Annotated in this window: 11 protein-coding genes; 4 read left to right on the forward strand and 7 right to left on the reverse strand. The window is 63.4% G+C overall.

Features of this window, described 5'->3' with window-relative positions:
- Positions 1–37: 37 nt before the first annotated feature.
- The 5 genes from NCS28_RS03615 to NCS28_RS03635 form a co-directional block, all read right to left on the reverse strand.
- Positions 38–2,158: a prolyl oligopeptidase family serine peptidase gene (locus tag NCS28_RS03615; RefSeq protein WP_250512505.1), complete on the reverse strand. Its 2,121-nt coding sequence runs from the start codon at positions 2,156–2,158 to the stop codon at positions 38–40.
- 257 nt (positions 2,159–2,415) lie between these two features.
- Positions 2,416–3,534 carry an ABC transporter ATP-binding protein gene (locus tag NCS28_RS03620; RefSeq protein WP_250512506.1) on the reverse strand — a complete coding sequence of 373 codons (1,119 nt, stop codon included), beginning with the start codon at positions 3,532–3,534 and terminating at the stop codon, positions 2,416–2,418.
- A 46-nt stretch (positions 3,535–3,580) separates the two neighbouring features.
- Positions 3,581–4,438 carry a carbohydrate ABC transporter permease gene (locus NCS28_RS03625; RefSeq protein WP_250512507.1) on the reverse strand — a complete coding sequence of 286 codons (858 nt, stop codon included), beginning with the start codon at positions 4,436–4,438 and terminating at the stop codon, positions 3,581–3,583.
- On the reverse strand, positions 4,428–5,366 hold the full coding sequence (locus tag NCS28_RS03630; protein ID WP_250512508.1) for a carbohydrate ABC transporter permease: 939 nt from the start codon (positions 5,364–5,366) through the stop codon (positions 4,428–4,430). The genes NCS28_RS03625 and NCS28_RS03630 overlap by 11 nt, the downstream gene beginning before the upstream one ends.
- A gap of 171 nt (positions 5,367–5,537) precedes the next feature.
- Positions 5,538–6,791 carry an ABC transporter substrate-binding protein gene (locus tag NCS28_RS03635; protein WP_250512509.1) on the reverse strand — a complete coding sequence of 418 codons (1,254 nt, stop codon included), beginning with the start codon at positions 6,789–6,791 and terminating at the stop codon, positions 5,538–5,540.
- 585 nt (positions 6,792–7,376) lie between these two features.
- Here NCS28_RS03635 and zwf point away from each other — a divergent pair.
- The 3 genes from zwf (at position 7,377) to NCS28_RS03650 (ending at position 11,568) form a co-directional block, all read left to right on the forward strand.
- Entirely contained in the window at positions 7,377–8,837 is a 1,461-nt protein-coding gene (zwf, locus tag NCS28_RS03640; protein WP_250512510.1) for a glucose-6-phosphate dehydrogenase, read from the forward strand.
- 129 nt (positions 8,838–8,966) lie between these two features.
- Entirely contained in the window at positions 8,967–9,677 is a 711-nt protein-coding gene (gene pgl, locus NCS28_RS03645; protein ID WP_250512511.1) for a 6-phosphogluconolactonase, read from the forward strand.
- Complete coding sequence (locus tag NCS28_RS03650) at positions 9,658–11,568, forward strand: bifunctional transcriptional regulator/glucokinase (RefSeq protein ID WP_250512512.1); 1,911 nt, start codon at positions 9,658–9,660, stop codon at positions 11,566–11,568. The genes pgl and NCS28_RS03650 overlap by 20 nt, the downstream gene beginning before the upstream one ends.
- Before the next feature lie 170 nt (positions 11,569–11,738).
- Here NCS28_RS03650 and NCS28_RS03655 read toward each other — a convergent pair whose 3' ends face one another.
- Positions 11,739–12,872: a porin gene (locus NCS28_RS03655; protein WP_250512513.1), complete on the reverse strand. Its 1,134-nt coding sequence runs from the start codon at positions 12,870–12,872 to the stop codon at positions 11,739–11,741.
- 136 nt (positions 12,873–13,008) lie between these two features.
- Here NCS28_RS03655 and NCS28_RS03660 point away from each other — a divergent pair, with 136 nt between their 5' ends.
- Complete coding sequence (locus NCS28_RS03660; RefSeq protein WP_250512514.1) at positions 13,009–13,254, forward strand: hypothetical protein; 246 nt, start codon at positions 13,009–13,011, stop codon at positions 13,252–13,254.
- Between the two features lie 26 nt (positions 13,255–13,280).
- On the opposite strand, the gene NCS28_RS03665 is transcribed toward NCS28_RS03660, so the two are convergent.
- The gene (locus NCS28_RS03665) at positions 13,281–14,429 is read right to left on the reverse strand and encodes a porin (RefSeq protein WP_250512515.1); all 1,149 of its coding nucleotides are present in this window, start codon (positions 14,427–14,429) and stop codon (positions 13,281–13,283) included.
- Between the last annotated feature and the right edge of the window lie 216 nt (positions 14,430–14,645).

The raw sequence follows: 14,645 nt of genomic DNA on the forward strand, positions 1-14,645 counted from the left end.
GCGAAACGGACTGTTTCGCGACAAGAGCACCGACTCGTCAGACGAGCGGCCCGATCGTCGATGCGAGGAACGTGAACGCGGCCGCTTCCGCCTGCGCGACCGCTTCCGGCTCGACCCCCGCGCCGTGGCCGCCTTCGCCGGTTTCCTGATACCAGACGTTCGCATGACCTTGCGCCTGCATCTTCGCCGCCATCTTGCGCGCGTGGCCGGGATGCACGCGATCGTCGCTCGTCGATGACGTGAAAAGCGCCGGCGGATACGCGACATCCGCCTTCACGTTCTGATACGGCGAGTAGGCCATCAGATGACGCAGATCGCCGGCGTCGTCGGGATCGCCGTATTCGTCGATCCACGATGCGCCTTGCAGCAGCAAGTGAAAGCGCGCCATGTCGAGCAATGGCACTTCCGACAGCACCGCGCCGAAAAGCTCGGGCCGCTGCACCATGCAGACACCCGTGAGCAGGCCGCCGTTGCTGCCGCCGCGGATCGCCAGTTGCTTCGCCGTGGTGACGCCCGAAACGATGAGCGCCTCGGCCACCGCGTTGAAATCGTCGAAGGAAATCTGGCGATTCTCGCGCAGCGCCGCCTGATGCCACGCGGGGCCGAACTCGCCGCCGCCGCGAATGTTCGCGACCGCGTAAAGCCCGCCGCGCTCCAGCCACGCGATGCCGGTCGTCGCGTCGTAGCCGGGATCGAGCGCGACTTCGAAGCCGCCATAGCCGTAGAGCAGACAAGGGCGCGCGTCCGTGCGCGTGTCGACGTCGCGTCCGATCAGCCAGTAGGGAATGCGCTCGCCGTCTTGCGCGATCGCGTGGCGGCGCACGGCCGAGAGGCCCGTCGCATCGAACTGCGCGGGAAGACGCGCGAGCAGTTGCCACGGCGTGTCGCTCGCGAGATCCGCGTGATACAGCGACGGCGGCATCAGAAAGTGCTCGACGTGGATGAGCACCGTGTCGTCGCGCTCGCTGTCGACGGAATCGACCCAGGACTGGCTCGCGTCCGGCAGCGCGAAGTCGCGCGATTGCCACGCCTCGTCGGGCATGACGGGTGTTATGGGCGGGCGCAGCAGCGTGACGCGCGGCGCGCCGTCGTCCATCTGCGAGACGATCAGCCAGTGCTTCGTGAAGTCGATGCCCGCGAGCACGAGGCGCTCGGACGGCGTGAAGAGCGCGGTGAACTGGCGCGAGCCCGCGAGAAACGCGTCGCGCCGGATGACAGTCAGTGTGCCGGGCGCGTGGCGCCGGCCGCCCGCGTTCCAGAACTTGCGCGGCGTCACGAAGAGCCAGCCGTTCCAGTGCTCGATTTCCGCATGCGCCGGCAGGTCGTACTGGCGCCATTCGTTCGACTTCTCATCGAGCCAGTAATTGAGCGTGTCGTAGAACGTCACTGCGCGCGAGGCCAGATGCAGCTTTTCGAGCGGATCGTAGTCCACGCCCGCCGACACGTCGCGCCGGTTGCCTTCGAACACGACGGGCGCATCGGCGAGCGGCGTGCCGCGCTTCCAGCGCCGCGACTCGCGCGGAAAGCCCGATGTCGTAAGGGCGGGGCGCGGGTTCGTTTTGCTGTCGTCCCAGCCGACATAGACCGTGTCGCGATCGATCCACGAAATATCGTGCTTGCCGACATCGGGCAGCACGAAACCGTCCGCGACGAAGCGCTTCGACGCGATATCGAACTCGCGCACCGTGCATGCGTCCGAGCCGCCCGGCGACAGGCTCACGAGCGCGCGATCGTAATCGGGGTAGAGCATGTCGAAGTCGGCGAGCGCCCAGCGGGTGTCGTCGCGCTCGTCCGTGTTGAGGTCGAGCGCGTCGACGTCGAGGATCGTTTCCCAGACCGGCGCGCCCGCGAGCCATGCGCTCCACGGCGTGCGGCGCACGATGCCGAGCGGATGCGCGTCGTCCTGCCAGGTGTTGTAGGCCCAGTCGCCATAGCGCGAGCACGACATGATGCGATCCTGCGACGTGTACGCCTTTTCGAGCCTTTCGGCGAGCGCGCGCGCTTCGGGCGTGTTGCCGAATGCGGCTTCGGTGCGGCGGTTCTGGCTATCGACCCAGGCTTGCACGCGGGCGTCGTCGAGCGCTTCGAGGCCGATGAAGGGGTCGGGTGCGTCCGACGGAGTCCAGGCGAGTTCGGGATGCGAGGTGAGAAGTGTCATGCGGGGCGGGCCAATCGAAATGCAAAACGCCGATTGTGCCTGCAATGGAGCACAGCGGGTATCGCGCCGATCTGGAGCCTGTCAGGCACGTTCAATGACTAATGCTTGGCCGGTGAATGTGTCGGGCTTCTTTGGATGGCCTGATTTCGACATGCAAACGGGATCCGGCGAAAGCCCAGACGATCCGAACCGACCCCACCCCGTAAAAAAAAACGCCACGGCTGACCGTGGCGTCTGACATCGATCAAACAGCAAACTCAAGCCAGCCGTTCTTCCGTCTGCGGATCGAACAACACGGCCTTCGACACATCGAACAGCAGCGTCATGTTCGACGTCGGCTGCGGATTCGACGCCGGGTGCACGCGCGAGACGATGCGCTTGCCGTTCACCTGCGCGAACACGAGCGTGTCCGGGCCGGTCGGCTCGATCACGTCGACGCGCACCTCCACCGGCTGCAGGCTCGAATCCGACACGTCGTGCGCGCTGCGCGAATCGGTGATGCGCTCGGGGCGCAGGCCGAGAATCACGTCCTGACCGACGTTGCCACGCAGACGGCCCGCGTCGAACGGCAGATTCAATACCTTCTGCGCGATGCCGGTATCGAGCTGCAAACCGACGCCCGAGCCCGCTTCGACGAGCTTGCCGCCGATGAAGTTCATCGGCGGCGCACCGATGAAGCCCGCGACGAAGAGGTTGGACGGCGAATCGTAGATTTCCTGCGGCGCGCCAAACTGCTGCACGATGCCGTCCTTCATCACCGCGATGCGGTCGCCGAGCGTCATCGCTTCGATCTGATCGTGCGTCACGTAGACGATCGTCGTGCCGAGGCGCTGATGCAGCAGCTTGATCTCCGAGCGCATCTCGATACGCAGCTTCGCGTCGAGGTTCGAGAGCGGCTCGTCGAACAGGAACATCACGGGATCGCGCGCGAGCGCACGGCCCATCGCGACGCGCTGACGCTGACCGCCCGACAGTTGCCCTGGCTTGCGATCGAGCAGATGACCGATCTGCAGCGTCTCCGATACGCGATCGACGATCTTCTTCTGCTCGTCCTTCGGCACCTTGCGGATGTTCAGGCCGAACGAGATGTTGTCGCGCACGCTCATCGAAGGGTAGAGCGCGTAGGACTGGAACACCATCGCGATGTCGCGATCCTTCGGCGAGAGGTTATTGACCGTCTTGCCGTCGATCATGATGTCGCCGCGCGTCACGGTCTCGAGACCCGCGATCATGTTGAGCAAGGTCGATTTGCCGCAGCCCGAGCCGCCGACGAGGATCAGGAACTGACCGTCCTCGATGTCGATGTTGACGCCCTTGAGAACCGGCACCCCGTTCGGGTAGGTCTTGTACACGTCACGGATGGAAAGGCTTGCCATGTGAATCCTCTATATCTCTGTCGGACAACGCCCGCTTGTTGTCCGGTTAACCCTTCACCGCGCCGGCCGTCAGCCCGCGCACGAAATAACGTCCGGCGATCATGTAGACGAGAATCGTCGGCAATGCGGCGATGATCGCGCCCGCCATGTCGACGTTGTATTCCTTCACGCCCGTCGACGTGTTCACCAGGTTGTTCAGCGCCACCGTGATCGGCATGGAATCCACCCCCGAAAACACGATGCCGAACAGGAAGTCGTTCCAGATCTGCGTGAATTGCCAGATCAGGCACACCATGAAGATCGGCAGCGACACCGGCAGCAGGATCTTCGTGAAGATCGTGAAGAAACCCGCGCCGTCGATGCGCGCCGCCTTCACGAGCTCGGCCGGAATGCTCACGTAGAAGTTGCGGAAGAACATCGTCGTGAACGCGATGCCGTAGATCACGTGGACGAGCACGAGGCCGGTCGTCGTGTTCGACAGGCCGAGAAAACCTTGCAGGCGCGCCATCGGAAGAAGAATCGCCTGGAAGGGGATGAAGCAGCCGACGAGCAGCATCGTGAACAGGCCGTCCGCGCCGCGAAAGCGCCAGTGCGTGAGCACATAGCCATTGAACGCGCCTATGAACGACGAGATCAGCACGGCCGGAATTACCATGCGCACGGAGTTCATGAAGAACGGCTGCATGCCGTCGCAGCGCACGCCGGTACACGCTTCCTGCCATGCCTTGACCCATGGCGCGAAGGTGACGTGCGTCGGCGGCGTGAGCAGGTTGCCCGTGCGAAGCTGGTCGAGATCCTTGAAGGACGTCGACAGCATCACGTAGATCGGGAACAGGAAGTAAAGCGCGAACAGGATGAGCACCGCGTAGATGACGGCGCGGCTCAAGGTCATCTTAGGCTGCATTGCGGGTGCTCCTCGATTCGAGATACATGAGCGGCACGAGCACCGCGACGACCGTGGCGAGCATCATCATCGACGATGCGGCGCCCACGCCCAACTGACCGCGGTTGAACGAAAACGTGTACATGAAGATCGCAGGCAGCGACGACGACGTGCCCGGTCCGCCCGCCGTCAACGCGACGACGAGGTCGAAGGTCTTGATCGTGATGTGGCAGAGAATCAGCAGCACGGAGAAGAACACCGGCCGCATGCTCGGAATCACGATCTTGCGGTAGATGGTCGGCAAACCCGCGCCGTCCATCTGCGCGGCCTTGAAGATTTCGCTGTCGACGCCGCGCAGGCCGGCGAGGAAGAGCGCCATCACGAAGCCAGTCGATTGCCAAACGGCCGCGATCACGACGCAAAAAATCGCCTTGTCCGGGTCGCCCAGCCAGTTGAACGAGAAGCTCGTCCAGCCCCAGTCGTGGAACACTTTTTCGAGGCCCAGGCCGGGGTTCAGAATCCACTGCCACGCGGTGCCCGTCACGATGAACGAGAGCGCCATCGGGTAGAGGAAGATCGCGCGCAATGCGCCTTCGTTGCGGATCTTCTGGTCGAGAAGGATCGCGAGGAAAAGGCCGAGGAAAACGCAAATCGCGATGAACGGAATGCCGAACCAGCCGAGATTGGCGGCGGAAGTCCACCAGACGTCGTTGGCGAAGAGCTGTCGATAACGGTCGAAGCCCGCGAAATCGTAGCGCGGCATGAGCCGCGATTCCGAGAGCGACAGATACCCGGTAATGGCGATGAAGCCGTAGACGAAAACGAGCGCGATCACGACGCTGGGAGCGAGCACCAGCTTCGGAATCAGGCGATCGGCGAATGCCGCCGTCGGTGAGGCGCGACGGGGCGGGTTTTGCGGCTTTTTGTCCGCGGTGATGGAGGCAGTCACGACTCGACTCCTGGAAGATGCGCCGGCGCTTTCGTGCGTTTAGGTGCACTGATTTGCGCTTCTGTGGCGAATGCCTGCTGGCGCTGAAAGATGCGACGTTACAGATGCAGTCCTGCTTCGTCTTGCGCCGCCCGGCGCGCGCATGGGCGCGCGCGCCGGGCGGAAACTGCCTTACTTCGTCTTGGCGGCGTTCGCGAGCGCGGCGACCGCGCTCTTCGAATCCTGCGACGAATTCATGAACTTCGTCACGACGTCGGTCATGGCGCCGGCGACGGCGTCGCCCTGAGCCATGCCGTGCGCGAGCGACGGAACATAGCCGCCCGACTTGATCGCCGTCTGTTCATCAGAGTAGGACTTCTTCGCGCAGTCGTCGAACTTGTCCATCGGCACGCCGAGACGCACCGGGATCGACCCCTTGTTCAGGCTGAACTGCTCCTGGAACTCCGGCGTCATGATGGTCTTCGCGAGCGCGAGCTGGCCCGGTGTCGCGGCCTTCTGGCCCTTCTGCTGGAAGAACACGAACGAGTCGACGTTGAAGGTATAGGCCTTTTCCGTGCCCGGCACCGGCGCGCAGATGTAGTCCGAACCCGCCTTCTTGTTCGCGCCGGCGAATTCGCCCTTCGCCCAGTCGCCCATGAACTGCATACCGGCCTTGCCGTTGATGACCATGGCCGTGGCGAGGTTCCAGTCACGGCCCGTGCGGCCGCTGTCGAAGTAGCCCTGGATCTTGCGGACCGTGTCGAACACCTGAACCATCTTGTCCGAGGTCAGCGTCTTCTGGTCGAGATCGACGATCGCCTTCTTGTAGAAGTCCGCACCCTGCGACAGCACGACGTCTTCCCACAGCGTCAGGTCTTGCCACGGCTGGCCGCCCATCGCGATCGGCATGATGCCCGCGGCCTTCATCTTGTCGGCGACCTGGAAGAACTCGTTCCAGTTCGTCGGCACCTTGCCGCCGGCCTTGTCCAGCGCGGCCTTGTTGATGTACAGCCAGTTCACGCGGTGCACCGAGAACGGCGCCGCGACGTAGTGGCCGTCCGCATGGATGATCTTGTCGATTTCAGGCGGCAGGTTCTTCTTCCAGTCGCCCGCGACGGAATCGATCGGCACGAGCACGCCTTGCTCTGCCCATTCCTGGATCAGCGGACCCTTGATCTGCGCCGCCGACGGCGCGTTGCCCGAGATCACCTGCGTCTTCAGTGCGGTCATCGCGGCCGCGCCCGCGCCGCCCGCGACAGCGAAGTCCTTCCAGGTGTAACCCTGCTTCGTCATGTCGTCCTTCAGCACGCCGACAGCCTTGGATTCGCCGCCGGACGTCCACCAGTGCAGCACGGAAACGGCTTCGGCAGCCTGCACCGCCGACGCCGTCGCGCCGCACAGAAGACCTGCGGCGCACAGCGCGCCCATGAGCTTACGGACTTTCATTGTTTATCTCCTCCAGACACCTGAACAAGAAACGATTGGCTCCCGATGCCGCCAGAAGCATGGGTAAGAAGCGGTTGTCAAAAAAACGGTAAAACTGGATGGCCGGAAATCGGCGGTGTCGGCGGGGAAGCGGGCAGCGCGAGTCACCACGAACGCAGCGTGCCGGGCCGGCAGACCGATGTACGGCCGCACGGCTCTCAAGAGATGAGTGGGTTGAATCGCAACGGCTGTCTCCTCTTTTGATTTTTGCCCGGTTGTTCAAGCCTTGCCCCGAAGGGCCCGCTCGACAACGAGGCGCGAGGCCGGGCGCACCGGAATCGCAAGGCACGCCTTCCGTAGAAAGCGGCAAGCCGCGGGCTCCGTTAACATGCGCACAGAACGTCTGGCCGGAAAAAGCTGTCTCCAGATGGGTCTGGTTGACATCTCTAATTTTCGGTCGATGACATTTCCTCTTGATTTGGATTGTAGTTAAACTACAATTCAGTGTCAAAAAAAATTTTATCGGACTACGGGCTCATCGTGGTCTCATTGGGCGGCACGCCCCGATTCGACTCACATCCAGTTCTCGAACCCTCGTTCAGACTCATGCAAAGCGACTCGAACTTCATCTTCGTACTCTTCGGCGGCACCGGGGATCTCTCCATGCGCAAGATTTTGCCCGCGCTGTTCGAGGCGCATCGCGCGGGTCTGCTCAATCCGTCGGGCAGGATCGTGTCGGTCGCGCGCGAAGCCATGGAACAAGCCGAATACCGCGCCTGGGTCGAGAGTCACGTGAAACCGCACGTGTCCAAAGAAGGTCTCGACGAAGCCGTCTGGCGCAGCTTTCTCGACCGCTTTCAGTACGTCGGGCTCGACCTCGGGCGCGCGGAAGATTTCGTCGTGCTGCGCGACGTGCTCGCCCAATTCGACGGCACGCGCGTCTTCTATCTCGCGACCGGCCCGAAGCTCTTCGTGCCGATCTGCCGCGCGCTCGCCGATGTGGGCTTGAACCAGAACTCGCGCATCGTGCTCGAGAAGCCGCTCGGCTACGACCTGAAATCGTCGAACGCGATCAACGACGCCGTCGGCGAAATCTTCCAGGAAGAGCAGATCTACCGGATCGATCACTATCTCGGCAAGGAGCCGGTGCAGAACCTGCTCGCGCTGCGCTTCGGCAACGCGCTGTTCGAGCCGCTGTGGCGCCGCGAGTGGGTCGAGAGCATCCAGATAACGATCGCGGAAGAGCTGGGCGTGGAAGCGCGCGGCGACTTCTACGACAATACGGGCGCGCTGCGCGACATGGTGCAGAACCATTTGCTGCAACTGCTTTCCATCGTGACGATGGAACCGCCGCACTCGATGGACTCCGACTCCGTGCGCGACGAGAAACTGCGCGTGCTGCGGGCGCTCAAGCCCATCGACGAGCGCGACATCAGCCGCGTCGCGGTGCGCGGGCAATATCATGCGGGTGTCATTCGCGGCGCGTCGGTGCCGGCATATGCGACCGAGCCGGGGGTGCGTCCCGACAGCACGACGGAAACCTTCGTCGCGCTGAAGGTGGAAATCGAGAACTGGCGCTGGGCTGGCGTGCCTTTTTTCCTGCGCACGGGCAAGCGGCTCGCGGACCGCGTCGCGGAGATCGTCGTGAATTTTCGCGCGGTGCCGCATTCGGCGCTCGGCGCGAACGCGTTGCGCGCGGGCGCGAACCGTCTCGTGATCCGGTTGCAGCCCAACGAATCCATCCGCCTGTATTGCCTGGCGAAACAGCCCGGCGAGGGCATGAATCTCGCGAGCGTGCATCTGGATCTCGCGTTCGATCAGTTCTTCAAGGAAGGACAGATGGAGGCGTATCAGCGCCTGTTGCTGGACGTGATTCACGGCCGCCTCGCGCTCTTCGTGCGGCGCGACGAGCAGGAAGCGGCGTGGCGCTGGGTCGAGCCGATCCTGAATGCGTGGGCATCGGGCACGAACAAGCCGAAGCCTTACGCGGCGGGCACGTGGGGACCGGCGGCGTCGAGCGCGATGCTCGCGCAGGCCGGCACGTGCTGGCTCGAAGAAGAAAACTGATGGCATGACGCCGACGCGGCCCGTAAGAGGCGCGCGGCGAGCATGGGGAATACAAGAGACCGCTTCGCCCGTCGTTGCCATGGACCGGGCAGCAAGCGGATCGATAAACCAGAACAAGCAGGAGGAGCAATGATCGAGCTTCGCACTTTCGACGATCCGCGCGCCCACTCGGACGCGCTGGCGAAAGCCGTGAGCGACGCGCTTAAAGCGTCTTTGGCGGCGAGGGGCGCGGCATCGGCCGACGCCACGGGACAAACCGCTCACGCCACGCTCGCGGTGTCGGGCGGCACGAGCCCGAAGCCGTTCTTGCAGACGCTTTCGCGCGAGCCCCTCGACTGGGCGCACATCGACGTGACGCTCGTCGACGATCGCTGGGTGCCCGAGGCCGATTCCGCGAGCAACGCGCAGCTCGTGCGCAATACGCTGTTGCAGAACGCGGGCGCGTCGGCGTATTTTCTGCCGCTCGTGGACACCGCCAAGCCGCTGGAAACGCACATCGCCGAATTGAACGCCGATCCGCGCCGCCGTCTGCCGGATGTCGCCGTGCTCGGCATGGGCGAGGACGGCCACACGGCCTCGATATTCGCCGACGCGCCCGAGTGGGATGCCGCGATCTCGACGCCCGAGCGCTTCATCGCCGTGCATCCGGGCGCGGCGCCGCACGCGCGCGTGAGCTTGTCGATGTCGGCGCTGAAGCAGATCGGACAGTTGTATCTCTTCATCGCCGGTCAGAAGAAGCTCGACGTATTGAACGCGGCGCTCGCCGCCCCGCAAAAGAACGCCATCTCGACGCTGGCCCACGCTGAAGGAGTGAAGCTCGATGTCTACTGGTGTGCATAAGACCGCGACTCAGCACGCCGACGGACCGCGGCTTCTCGCCGATATCGGCGGCACGAACGCGCGCTTCGCGCTGGAGACCGCGCCTGGTGAGATCGGGCAGATCCGTGTGTATCCGGGGGCCGACTACCCCGGCATCGCGGAGGTGATGCAGCAGTATCTGAAGGACACGAAGGTCGGCCGCGTCAATCATGCGGCGATCGCGATCGCCAATCCTGTCGACGGCGATCACGTGAAGATGACCAATCACGACTGGAGCTTTTCGATCGAGGCGACGCGCCGTGCGCTCGGCTTCGATACGCTGCTCGTCGTGAACGACTTCACCGCGCTCGCGATGGCGCTGCCCGGCCTGACCGATGCGCAGCGCGAGCAGGTCGGCGGCGGCTCGCGCCGGCAGAACAGCGTGATCGGCCTGCTCGGGCCGGGCACGGGGCTGGGCGTGTCGGGCCTGATTCCGGCGGACGATCGCTGGATCGCGCTCGGCAGCGAAGGCGGCCACGCCACGTTCTCGCCGTTCGACGAACGCGAAGACGTCGTGATGCGCTATGCGCGCCGCAAGTTTCCGCACGTATCGTTCGAGCGCGTGTGCGCCGGGCAAGGGCTCGAACTGATCTACCGGGCGCTGGCGGAGCGCGACAACGTCACGGTCGCCGACGACTTCAGCGCCGCCGACGTCACGCACCGCGCCTTGCAGGGTGAAGCGCTCGCGCTCGAAGTGGTGAACTGCTTCTGCGCCATCCTCGGCACGTTCTCCGGCAATATCGCGGTGACGCTGGGCGCGCTGGGCGGCATCTATATCGGCGGCGGCATCGTGCTGAAGCTCGGCGAACTGTTCCACAAGTCGCCGTTTCGCGAGCGTTTCGAAGCGAAGGGGCGCTTTCAGCAATATTTGTCGGGCATTCCCACGTACATCATCACGGCGGAATATCCGGCGTTTCTCGGCGTGTCCGCGATTCTCTCCGAGCAGCTGTCGAATCGCGCGAACAGCGGTTCGTCGGCGGTGTTCGAACGCATCCGTCAGATGCGAGATGCGTTGACGCCCGCAGAGCGGCGGGTCGCCGATCTCGCGCTCAATCATCCGCGCTCGATCATCAACGATCCGATCATCGACATTGCGCGCAAGGCGGACGTGAGCCAGCCAACCGTGATTCGCTTTTGCCGCTCGCTCGGCTGCCAGGGTTTGTCCGATTTCAAGCTGAAGCTCGCGACGGGCCTGACCGGCACGATTCCGGTGAGCCACAGCCAGGTGCATCTCGGCGACACGGCCACCGATTTCGGCGCGAAGGTGCTCGACAACACCGTGTCCGCGATCCTGCAGTTACGCGAGCATCTGAACTTCGAAAACGTCGAGCGCGCGATCGATATCCTGAACGGCGCGCGGCGCATCGAGTTTTACGGGCTCGGGAATTCGAACATCGTCGCGCAGGACGCGCACTACAAGTTCTTCCGCTTCGGCATTCCGACCATCGCGTACGGCGATCTGTACATGCAGGCGGCCTCCGCGGCGCTGCTCGGCAAGGGCGATGTGATCGTGGCTGTGTCGAAGTCGGGCAGGGCGCCCGAGCTTTTGCGCGTGCTCGAAGTGGCGATGCAACAGGGCGCGACGGTTATTGCGATCACGTCGAGCAACACGCCGCTCGCCAAGCGCGCGACGGTGGCGCTGGAGACGGATCACATCGAGATTCGCGAGTCGCAGCTTTCGATGATCTCGCGCATCCTGCATCTCGTGATCATCGACATTCTCGCGGTCGGCGTGGCGATTCGCCGGGCCGCGCCGAAGCCGGGCGCGAAGATCGGCGAGACGGTCGCGAAAGCGCGTCAATCGAGCGATGACGATGCCGCAGCCGTGCTCGACTGGCTGAGCCACGGCGCGTCGGGCATGGCGCGCGATTAGCCGCGCTCTCGCGTCAAGGAAAAAGGCCGCCGATGTGAACATCGGCGGCCTTTTTCATGGGCTTTCTCGGCCAAAAAAAGTGCGATCCGCGTTTGGATCGCACCGCCGGTCGCCGCTCGCAGTAGCGTGAAACTCTCTCTTTGAAGCTAAGGCGCGTTTAGCTTCGCCGATCAGAACGAATGCTGGATGCCCGCATAGACGCCGCTCTGGCTGTGGCCGGCGAGCGGGTTGTCCGTCGCGGCGGACGAGCCGAAATCGTTGGCGTTCAGGCCGTAGTTCGCGGTCTTGCTGTTGCGCACGGTTGCAACTTGCAGATCGAGCAGGGTGCGCTTTGACAGGTTGTACGAACCACCGAGGGTGTAGATGGTCGCGTTGCCCGCGCCGTTGTTGCCGTTGACGTGATAAACCGCGCCGATCAGTGCCGCGGCCGGTGTCATCTGCCACGTGACGCCGCCCCATTCGTGATCGAGTGCGGTCGGCTGACCGGGCAATTGACCCGTCATGCCAGACGTGCGGATCGCCTGATAGCCTCCTTGCAGCTTGAACTGGCCGAGGAACACGTTGAGCATCGCGGTGTACTCGCGCGAATACGAGTAGGCGCCGTTGTTCAGGCCGTAGTCGCCGCCGAGCGTGCCGTCCGCCCGATTGCGGATCTCGTCATAAAGACCGCGCACCTGGAAGATCGGCGACGTGTACGTGATCTGCGCGCCCGCTTCACGGCCTTGCGCGGTGGTGCCGTTACCGTTCCAGTTGGTCGCGTTGGAGAACGCGTACTGGCCGTAGAAGTCGAAGCCCGCGACCTTCGGCGACTGGTACGACACGTTGTTGCTCGTTTGCGGCCAGTTGCGGCCACGCACGAGCGACGCCGACGACCAGTTCGATTGGCCGAACGGATCGAAGTCCCACACGCCGTTCGAGATGAAGAGTTCACGGCCCAGCAGCACCGTACCGAACTGGTTGTTCGCGATACCGACCGTTGCCCAGCGATTGAAGAGACCGCCGCCGCTCGGACCTTGACCCGACATGGTGTTGAAGCTGCCTTCCAGCTGGAACACGGCGCGGTTGCCGCCGCCCAGATTCTCGCTTCCCTTCATGCCCCACAAGCTCGTGCCCCAATCGCCGCTTTCCGCCCTGAAGCGATGCGACGTGCCGGTGGCCGCGCCGTTCAGACCGGCGCCCGTCGGCACGCCGTTCATGTACTCGAGCCCCGCGTCCAGACGGCCATACAGCGTCACGCTGCCTTGAGCATGCGCCGCAGCGCTGAACGCCAATAGCGCGGCCGAAGCGAGCAAAACCTTCTTCATCATCTCCTCCAAATCTCTGTCGAAAATTGAACCAACGGTTGCTGTCTGGCTCGATGCGAGCGCATCGAGCCGAACACGGGTATCGAGAACGACACGCGCGAAGGTGCGCGCGACGAAGCGTCGCGACGAGCCGCGATTGGCGTCGTTCCTCGGTTTTTTGAAAGATTGTGAAGTAGAACTACGTTTTAGGAGGCGCAGTTTTGTAGTTTTGATTGCCGATTTGACAAATGTCGTGTGCGAGCGAAAAAGCTTCCGCATCGAAGTTCGTCATGCTAAGCAAGGCCCGTCGGGAAAAATCGCGCGTCCAAATAAAAAACGGTGCGATACCCTTTCGGGCACCGCACCGATACGCGCCTCTCGCAGCAGCGTGAAAACCTTCTAAAAAGACTCTTCGGTCAGACTCGCCGGTTAGAACGAGTGCTGGATACCTGCGTACACGCCCGTCTGGCTGTGGCCGGGGAACGGGTTGTCCGTCGAAGCAGCCGAGCCGTAGTTGTTGGCGTTCAGGCCGTAGTTCGCGGTCTTGCTGTTCTGCACCGTCGCGACCTGAAGATCGAGCAGGGTGCGCTTGGACAGGTTGTACGAGCCGCCGACCGTGTAGATGGTCGCGTTACCCGCGCCGTTGTTGCCGTTCACGTGGTAGACCGCGGCGATCAGCGCTGCCGCCGGCGTTGCTTGCCACGTCACGCCGCCCCACTCGTGATCGAGCGTGGTCGGCTGGCCAGGCAGCTGACCCGTCATGCCCGAGCTGCGGATTGCCTGGTAAGCGCCCTGAACCTTGAACTGGCCGAGGAACACGTTGAACATCGCCGTGTACTCGCGCGAGTAGCCGTAGACGCCGTTGCCGCCCGTGCCGCCGTCGATCGCGTTGTACACGCCGCCCAGCGTGCCGTTTGCGGGGTTGCGGATTTCGTCGTACATACCGCGGATCTGGAAGAGCGGCGTCGTGTAGGTGACGTACGCGCCAGCTTCACGGCCTTGCGGCGTCGTGCCGTTACCGTTCCAGTTCGTCGCGTTGGAGAGCGAGTACTGACCGTAGAAGTCGAGGCCCGCGAACTTCGGCGACTGGTACGAAATGTTGTTGCTCGACTGCGGCCAGTTGCGGCCACGCACGAGCGATGCCGACGACCAGTTCGACTGGCCGAACGGATCGAAGTCCCACACGCCGTTCGCGATGAAGAGCTCGCGACCCAGCAACAGGGTACCGAACTGGTTGTTCGCGATACCGACTGTCGCCCAGCGATTGAAGAGACCGCCGCCGCCCGGGCCTTGACCCGTCATGGTGTTGAAGCTGCCTTCCAACTGGAAGACGGCGCGGTAGCCGCCGCCCAGATCTTCGACGCCCTTCAAACCCCACAAGCTCGTGCCCCAGTCACCGCTTTCCGCCTTGAAGCGGTGCGAAGTGCCGGTGGCAGGCGCGCCGGCCGGACCGGTCGGCACACCGTTCATATATTCGAGCCCCGCGTCCAGGCGGCCATACAGCGTCACGCTGCTTTGAGCGTGCGCGACCGCGCTGAACGTCAGCAGTGCTGCCGACGCGAGCAAAGCTTTCTTCATCATCTCCTCCAACCCTGTCAAGAAATAGAACCCAAGTGCTGCCGTGTGGTTCGATGCGAGCGCACCCAACCGAAAATTGTTTTCAGAGGAAGGACACGCGGGCTGTGGTGCTTGTGGCGATTCGCGCGTCGTGGGCGCGAACCTGACGCCGACCCGTCGATCGGTGCCGTTCCTCAGTTTCTTTTGGACTTTTGAAGTAAAACTACTTTTTGCGTA

It is taken from the genome of Caballeronia sp. INDeC2 (genome assembly GCF_023631325.1).
Classification (GTDB): domain Bacteria; phylum Pseudomonadota; class Gammaproteobacteria; order Burkholderiales; family Burkholderiaceae; genus Caballeronia.

What these genes read in the sequence shown, in the direction of transcription:
- NCS28_RS03615 (WP_250512505.1), bottom strand. Translation starts at nt 2,158, where the DNA reads ATGACACTTCTCACCTCGCATCCCGAACTCGCCTGGACTCCGTCGGAC.
- NCS28_RS03620 (WP_250512506.1), bottom strand. Translation starts at nt 3,534, where the DNA reads ATGGCAAGCCTTTCCATCCGTGACGTGTACAAGACCTACCCGAACGGG.
- NCS28_RS03625 (WP_250512507.1), bottom strand. Translation starts at nt 4,438, where the DNA reads ATGCAGCCTAAGATGACCTTGAGCCGCGCCGTCATCTACGCGGTGCTC.
- NCS28_RS03635 (WP_250512509.1), bottom strand. Translation starts at nt 6,791, where the DNA reads ATGAAAGTCCGTAAGCTCATGGGCGCGCTGTGCGCCGCAGGTCTTCTG.
- zwf (WP_250512510.1), top strand. Translation starts at nt 7,377, where the DNA reads ATGCAAAGCGACTCGAACTTCATCTTCGTACTCTTCGGCGGCACCGGG.
- pgl (WP_250512511.1), top strand. Translation starts at nt 8,967, where the DNA reads ATGATCGAGCTTCGCACTTTCGACGATCCGCGCGCCCACTCGGACGCG.
- NCS28_RS03650 (WP_250512512.1), top strand. Translation starts at nt 9,658, where the DNA reads ATGTCTACTGGTGTGCATAAGACCGCGACTCAGCACGCCGACGGACCG.
- NCS28_RS03655 (WP_250512513.1), bottom strand. Translation starts at nt 12,872, where the DNA reads ATGAAGAAGGTTTTGCTCGCTTCGGCCGCGCTATTGGCGTTCAGCGCT.
- NCS28_RS03665 (WP_250512515.1), bottom strand. Translation starts at nt 14,429, where the DNA reads ATGAAGAAAGCTTTGCTCGCGTCGGCAGCACTGCTGACGTTCAGCGCG.